Origin of the sequence: Sedimentibacter sp., assembly GCF_033447055.1 — a bacterium.
Taxonomy (GTDB): Bacteria; Bacillota; Clostridia; order Tissierellales; family Sedimentibacteraceae; genus Sedimentibacter.
On sequence record NZ_JAWQJF010000041.1, the window covers coordinates 1 to 8,230 of the forward strand.

Consider the following 8,230-nt stretch of genomic DNA (forward strand, 5'->3'; position numbering starts at 1 on the left):
AATTGCAACGGTAATTAATTAATCAAATATTTTTATTGGGTTCTATGAACTCTTAGTTAAGGTTGCCCAAAAATCACAGTCTTTTTTCACACTTTCTCCTAATTTTTAAAAAAGAACGCTGGTGCGTTCCTTATGGTTTAAATAGACGTTTCATTTTCAAGAAGTTCAAGCAATTCTCTATTATCCTTTTTGAGCTGACTGATTTCTAACTGATTTTGGAAATTTTCAGTTTCTCTTCGATTTAACTTTTCTTGAAGCTCATTTATGCTGTTAATTAAATTTTCCTTGTCGTTATTTATCATGAGTAACTCTTCAAGGTATTTTTCTTTTTCATCATTAATATTTTCATATTTTTTCTTTAATTCATCTGCATTATTCTTTAATTCATTAATTGATTTGTCTTTATTTCTTACAACGTCATCTTTTTCGTTGATTTTATTTTGCAGCATGCTAATTTTATTATTTAAAGATTCAATGTCTTTTTGCTTTGATTCTATAATTAAGTTCATTTTTTGCTGGTCATCGTTAATATTATAAAGCTTTTGAGATTTATCCTCATTTGCACTTTTAAGCTCTCTAATAGTTTTTTCAAGCTGAATAACACTTTGTTCTCTTTCGTTGAGCTTTAACTGAAGTTTAGAAATTCTGCCGTTTAAGCTGCTCTTTGTATTATTCATAAAGTTAATTTCTTTAGTGAAATTTTCTCTCTCTTTTGTTAAATCGTCACAAATATCCTCTAACTCTTCATTTTTGATTTTTAATTCATTAATAAGCATTTCGCTTTTTATGAGCTGTTGTTCCTGCTCACTTAGCTTATCTTGAAGCTTTGCAATTTGTGAATTTAAATACTCCCTGTCGTTATCCTTTGCAAGAAGTTTTTCTCTGTATCTTTCTTTCTCAAGAATTGCCTCTTGTGACTTACCCAGCAAATCTTCCTTTTCCTGTACAGCTTTTAGTTTTTCTTCCTTCAAAAACTGTATTTCATCACAGATTTCTTTTCTGTAATCAGTAACTTCATTTGTAAGTTTTATATATTTATCAACAACAACAAAAGATGACAATATTAATTTATCTATGTCGTTAAACCTCTTGTTTGCACTGGCTATAGAATTTATTTGATCATTAAGAATTATTTCAATATTTTTAACGTATTCGGGACTTTCATCTGTTTTGACATTATATTTTTTATCACCTATTACAATTTCTACTTTATTCATACAATCAAATCCCCTTCATATTTTTTCACTGATTTCCTGTCTTCTATTAGTTATTCCCATATATTATTTTATCTCAAGCAACAAAAAATCTGCATTTTATATAGATGTCTTTAAAACAAAATATTTCAACCGCAAATATAAAATTATATATTAATATTAAAGTATAATACTTAAAATTTCAATAGTAAATAATACTTTTTGATATTATTTTAATATATTGACAATCCACGTTTATGTCATCGGAATACAGTGAAGGATTTTGAAAATTAATCTCAATATTGACTTCCCAAAAATTTTATAATATCATCTGCAATGCTTTGTGCATCCATGTTGTTCTCCTTTAACAACTCTTCAACAGATCCTTGTTTAATAAATTTATCCGGCAATGATTTAAGCATAACATCAACTGATTTTGGAAGAATCCCTTTTATGCTTACCGCAACAGCCCCGCAAGACAAAGCTTCATCTATTACAACTACTTTTTTAGTTTTGTTTACTGATTTTAAAATCATATTTTCATCTAAAGGTTTTAAAAATCTTAAATTTAAAACTTCTGCATCAATATTTCTTGTTTTAAGAATTTCTCTCACATTTAGTGCTGTAATTACCATTTTGCCACTTGCTGCGATTGTTATGTCACGTCCTTCTTCAACAACAATGCCTTTGCCATTTTCTATTTTTGCATAACTTTTATTTATGTAATCTTTCAAACTTCCTCTTGGATATCTTATAACAACAGGCGCATTAAAATCATTGACTGCAAACTCCAGCATACTTTCAAGCTCTCGGTAATCAGCAGGTGCCATAACTGTCATATTTGGAATTTGAATTAGGAATGATTCATCAAATATCCCATGATGCGTTTCTCCGTCATCACCAACAAGTCCCGCTCTATCTACTGCAAATACAACATGCAAGTTCTGCAAACAAACATCATGAATAACCTGGTCGTAAGCTCTTTGCAAAAATGATGAGTACAATGCAACAACAGGAACAATCCCGTTTACTGCAAGACCTGCAGCCATAGTTACCGCATGCTGCTCAGCAATGCCCGCATCAAAAATCCTTTGAGGAAATTTCTTTGCAAAATTTTTAAGTCCTGTACCATCAGTCATTGCTGCAGTAATTGCAACAACATTTTCATTTGTATCAGCTATCGCACAAAGTTTATTGCCAAAAATATCAGAATAAGTAGGAATTGTTGATTGTTTTAATTTTTTTCCTGTTTCTATATCAAATGGAGAAACTCCATGGTATTCGTTAGGTCTTTGCTCTGCAAACTTATAGCCCTTGCCCTTCTTAGTCACAACGTGCATTATAAGCGGGCCTTCAATATTTTTTGCAATTTTAAACGATTCTAAAAGATCCTCTATGTTATGACCGTCAATAGGACCCATATATGTTAAACCAAGCTCTTCAAAAAGCATTCCCGGAACTACCATTTTCTTTATGCCGTCTTTTGCTCTTTTTAGAAATAATTTTAACTTTCCTCCTCCAACTGGCATGTTGTTTAAGAATTTTTCAACATCTTTTTTTGTAGTTAAATATCTTGAATCTGTTCTGACCTTGCTTAAATATCGGGATAATCCCCCAACATTGGGCGAAATGGACATTTCATTGTCATTGAGAATTATTATTAACTTTGTATTGCTTCTTCCTGCATCATTTAGTGCTTCAAACGACATTCCCGCGGTTAATGCTCCATCCCCTATAACCGCTACAATTTCATAATTTTCTTTTTTTAAATCCCTGGCTCTTGCCATTCCAATTGCCGCTGATATTGAAGTGCTGCTGTGCCCTGTATCAAAAACATCATATTCACTTTCGGCTCTTTTTGGAAAACCGCTTAATCCATTTAACTGTCTTAATGTAGACATATCATTTTTTCTGCCTGTCAATATTTTATGAACATATGACTGATGCCCTACATCCCAAATAATTTTATCCGTCGGAGTATTAAATGCATAATGCAGTGCAATTGTTAGTTCTACAACTCCTAGATTAGATGCTAAATGTCCTCCTGTTTTTGATACACTTTTTATTATGTAATCTCTCAATTCATTGCTAAGTATATTCAACTCACTTGTTTTTAATTGTCGTAAATCAACAGGTAAATTTATTTTATCCAAATATTTCATTTTTCCCTCTCATAAGCATTAAATTTAAGTAATGCATCGCTACAATTATATATTGTTTAAATAAATATGTCAAAATTAATTATTTTTATTTCCATTTTAAGAAAATATGCTGTACTTTTGAGTAAATATGTTATATTATATGTGTGATATTTATCAAAATTTTTTATATAAATTTGAATAGTTGAAGATATTTTTCTTAATTAACCTAAATGCTGCTGCAATATTACATATATTTGCGATATGGTTAAAATCTTTAGGCATGAATACACAGAAAAATTGTAGAAACACTAATATTTGCAACTAATTTCAAAAAATTATATGTGGTAGAGAAAATGGAGGACAAGTATGAGTAAAAAATGGGTTTATTTGTTTAAAGAAGGAAGCGCTTCTCAAAAAAGTTTACTTGGAGGAAAAGGTGCCAATTTATCTGAGATGACTAATATTGGACTGCCAGTACCTCCAGGATTAACTGTCACTACAGAAGCCTGTACAGAATTTTATGTTCAAGGAAAAAAATTATCAGATGAAATAATTAGCCAAATAAAATCAAACCTTGAATTGCTTGAAGAACAAACTGGAAAAAAATTTGGTGATGTAAAAAATCCATTGTTGGTTTCTGTTCGTTCAGGTGCCGCAATTTCCATGCCTGGAATGATGGACACAATTTTAAACCTTGGACTTAATGACAACACTGTTGAAGGAATAGCAAATATTACAGGAAATGAACGTTTTTCATATGACAGCTACAGAAGATTCATTCAAATGTTTGGAGATGTTGTATTAGAAATTCCTAAGTACAAATTCGACAATGCCCTCGATAATATAAAAGAAAAAAATGGCTACAAATATGATACTGAACTTACAGCAGATGATTTAAAACAACTTGTTAAGGAATTCAAGAAAATCTACCTGGAAGCAACAAAGACTGATTTTCCTCAAGCTCCTTAAGTTCAACTTTTAATGGCTGTTGAAGCAGTTTTTAAATCATGGAACAATCAAAGAGCAATTACTTACAGAAATTTGTATGACATTCCACACGATATTGGAACAGCAGTAAATGTTCAATCAATGGTTTTTGGAAATATGGGAGATACATCTGGAACAGGTGTTGCATTTACCCGCAATCCTTCTACCGGAGAAAAGAAAGTGTTTGGAGAATTTTTAATCAATGCCCAAGGAGAAGATGTTGTTGCAGGCATTAGAACTCCGTTAATGATTGACAAATTGAATGATGTTATGCCTGAAATATATAAACAATTTATGGATGCCGCTCATACACTTGAACAGCACTATAAAGACATGCAAGATATAGAATTTACAATTGAACAAGGAAAGCTATACTTCCTGCAAACTCGTTCAGGAAAAAGGACTGCCGAAGCAGCATTAAGAGCTGCTGTTGAAATGGTAGGAGAAGGACTCATAGATAAAAAACAAGCAGTTATGCGTGTTGACCCAAGATCGTTAGATCAGGTTCTCCATCCAAAATTTGACCCAAAAGAATTAGAAAAAGCAACTCCTATTACTAAAGGACTTCCCGCATCACCTGGAGCAGCAACAGGAAAAATATATTTTACTGCAGAAGAAGCTGTAGCTGCAGCCGGCAAAGGTGAAGCAACAATTCTTGTTAGAAAAGAAACTTCTCCTGAAGATATTGAAGGAATGAACAAAGCAAGAGGAATTCTTACTTCAAGAGGTGGAATGACATCACATGCAGCTGTTGTTGCAAGAGGTATGGGAAAATGCTGTGTTGCAGGATGTGAAGCAATACATGTTGATGAACATAAGAAAATAATGACTGTTGGTGAGAAAAAATATATAGAAGGAGATTATATATCTCTTGACGGAAGCACGGGAAATGTATATGACGGAAGTATAGAAACAGTAGATGCAAATATTTCCGGAAATTTCGGAAAATTAATGGAATGGGCTGATGAATTCAGAAAACTTGGAATAAGAACAAATGCAGATACTCCTAACGATTCAGCAACAGCTGTTAAATTTGGAGCAGAAGGAATCGGACTTTGCAGAACTGAACACATGTTTTTTGAAGAAAGCCGTATTTTCTCAGTAAGAAAAATGATAATCGCAGATTCGTTAGCTCAAAGGGAAAAAGCATTGTCAGAAATTCTTCCTATGCAGAAAAATGACTTTAAAGGAATATTTAAAATCATGGGTATTCGTCCGGTTACTATAAGACTTTTGGATCCTCCTTTACATGAATTTATTCCTACAAATGAAGATGACATAATCGAACTTGCTAAAGATATGAATATTGAAGTATCAAAATTAAAAGATACAATAAACGGCTTGCAGGAATTTAATCCTATGCTTGGCCACAGAGGCTGCCGTCTTGCAATAACTTATCCTGAAATTGCAAAAATGCAAACAAGAGCTATTATAGAAGCTGCAATTGAAGTTTCAGAAGAAGAAAACATTTCAATAGTTCCTGAAATAATGGTACCTTTAGTTGGCAAAAAAGAAGAACTAGAAATATTAAGGGAATTAATAATTGAAATAGCTGAAGAAGTTAAAAAAGAGAAAAATTCCGAACTCAAATACTTGGTTGGTACTATGATAGAAATACCAAGAGCATGCGTTACAGCAAATGAAATTGCAGAATATGCTGATTTCTTCTCATTTGGTACTAATGACTTGACACAAATGACCTTTGGTTTTTCAAGAGATGATGCAGGAAAATTCATCAATGATTACAAGGAAGTAGGTATACTTGAACAAGATCCTTTCCAAAGCATAGATCAATCTGGAGTTGGAAAATTGGTAGAAATGGCTGTTAAACTTGGAAAAGGTGCAAAAGATCATCTTCACCTGGGAGTGTGCGGAGAGCACGGAGGAGATCCGGCTTCTATTGAATTCTTCCATAAAACAGGCCTTGACTACGTATCATGTTCACCATTCAGAGTACCAGTTGCAAGATTAGCAGCTGCACAAGCAGCAATAAAATTCAATTAAAAATAATAGGATTGAAAGGCCATGGCTTTTCAATCCTTATTTTTTTATTGATTAATTTGTAATATTTTTGTTTTTGTAGGTATTAAACGTAAATTTCATACCGTTGTTTTCATGAAGTTCTGATGCGTATGATAAAAACCAGTTTTCATCTTCATCAAAATTATGCAAATATGCATCTGCTTCTTTAATCGCATCAACTTTAGTAATATAGGCTTCATTGCAGTAAGGATACAACTCATTGTAAATTTTGCTTCCTCCGATTACAAAAACATTGTCACTATTATAATTTTTTATTTCATTTAACAGTTCATCTATTGAATGAACAATTATGCAACCGTCAGCTGTATAGTCTTTATCCGTTGTCATGACAATGTTAACCCTATTTTTTAAAGGCTTCCCACCCGGAAGTGAAAGAAGGGTAACTCTTCCCATTACAACAATATTATTTCTTGTGGTGTTTCTGAAAAATTCCATGTCTTCAGGGAGATCAAACAACAAGCTTCCCTTATTACCAATTCCCCAATTCTTAGCCACAGCAACAATTAGTTTCATAGTAACTCCTTAATTTTAATTTATATAGCTATTGGTACCTTTACTTTGAATGGATTATATTCATAGTTATTAAGTTTAAAGCTGTCAACTTTAAAGTCATAAAAGTTTACAATATCTTTATCTATTTCAAGAATTGGAGCATCATGTTGTTCTTTTTCTATTAACTCTTCTATAATCGGAACATGTCTGTCATAAATATGTGCATCTGATATGACATGAACAAGTTCTCCAGCAACTAAACCGCTCACCTTAGCCATCATATGTACTAAAATAGAATATTGCACAACATTCCAGTTGTTTGCTGCAAGCACGTCTTGGGAGCGCTGGTTCAATATTGCATTCAACTTATTTCCGGACACATTGAATGTCATGCTGTATGCGCAAGGGTAAAGATGCATTTCATGCAAATCCTGAAAATTATAAATATTAGTCATGATTCTCCTGCTAGCCGGATTGTTTTTTAAATCAAACAATACTCTGTCAACCTGATCAAATTCTCCTTCTTTGTACTTGTGTTTTAAACCGAGTTGGTAACCATAAGCTTTACCGATTGAACCTGTTTCGTCAGCCCAAGAATCCCAAATATGGCTATTAAGATCATTTACATTGTTTGATTTTTTCTGCCATATCCAAAAAAGTTCATCAATCGCAGCAGTAAAATTAGTTCTTCTCAAAGTCAAGATAGGAAAACTTTCCTGTAAATTATATCTGTTTACAATTCCAAATTTCTTAATAGTATGAGCAGGTGTACCGTCCTCCCATCTGGGTCTTACATCATAATCATTGTCCCACACACCATTATTAAGTATATCTTTGCAATTTTCTATAAAAATTTTATCAGCTATGCTCATTTTACAAGCCTCTCTTTCTTCGGTTTTATAACATTTATAATATTATATAACAAATTAGCCGTCAATACAAATTAATTGTATGCCCTAACCCCATTTTTTCGACCGTAAGGGAAGAAAGGCGGTAGTCCAACCGCAACGAGTTCCAAATTTATGCGAACGAAGTAAGCAAATAAATTTTTGAACGAGACTGCGATATTCCTGCCGCAATAAAAGCATGAAAGAAAACGTTAGTTCTCTTTCCCTATTTCATCGAATTCTGATTAATGAAATTTTTTATTTGCATCTTCTGCTCGAACCCGCTTATTTTCATTGCTTCAGAATTTTCATTATCAAAATTTTTAAAATAAATGCACATATCTCCATCTTTAGTATCGTCGTACCTTATACATCTAAATCCACTGTCGTACATTTTTTTTATTTTCTCAAATTCGTTCATGCTAAACTCCCCTCCTGATTTTATACATATTATTCCCTTAATGTTAAATAATATGACAAAATTAAG

General features: G+C 32.5%; 5 protein-coding genes and 1 pseudogene. 1 reads left to right on the plus strand and 5 read right to left on the minus strand.

Features of this window, described 5'->3' with window-relative positions:
* Positions 1-137: 137 nt before the first annotated feature.
* Together zapA and dxs are read right to left on the minus strand one after the other, a co-directional pair.
* Positions 138-1,217 (minus strand): cell division protein ZapA, encoded by a 1,080-nt coding sequence (gene zapA, locus SA378_RS02580; protein WP_318524430.1) that lies wholly within the window; start codon positions 1,215-1,217, stop codon positions 138-140.
* Positions 1,218-1,489: 272 nt separating this feature from the next.
* A complete protein-coding gene (dxs, locus tag SA378_RS02585) occupies positions 1,490-3,355 on the minus strand; it encodes a 1-deoxy-D-xylulose-5-phosphate synthase (RefSeq protein WP_318524431.1) in 1,866 nt (621 codons plus the stop codon).
* A gap of 345 nt (positions 3,356-3,700) precedes the next feature.
* Between dxs and ppdK the strand changes: the two are divergent.
* A pseudogene (gene ppdK, locus SA378_RS02590) lies at positions 3,701-6,325 on the plus strand (pyruvate, phosphate dikinase).
* Positions 6,326-6,376: 51 nt separating this feature from the next.
* Here ppdK and SA378_RS02595 read toward each other — a convergent pair.
* The 3 genes from SA378_RS02595 to SA378_RS02605 all read right to left on the minus strand — a co-directional run.
* Complete coding sequence (locus SA378_RS02595; RefSeq protein WP_318524432.1) at positions 6,377-6,877, minus strand: dihydrofolate reductase; 501 nt, start codon at positions 6,875-6,877, stop codon at positions 6,377-6,379.
* A 20-nt stretch (positions 6,878-6,897) separates the two neighbouring features.
* The gene (gene thyA, locus SA378_RS02600; RefSeq protein WP_318524433.1) at positions 6,898-7,728 is read right to left on the minus strand and encodes a thymidylate synthase; all 831 of its coding nucleotides are present in this window, start codon (positions 7,726-7,728) and stop codon (positions 6,898-6,900) included.
* Between the two features lie 241 nt (positions 7,729-7,969).
* On the minus strand, positions 7,970-8,230 hold a 261-nt coding region (locus tag SA378_RS02605), incomplete at its 5' end, for a hypothetical protein (RefSeq protein WP_318524434.1).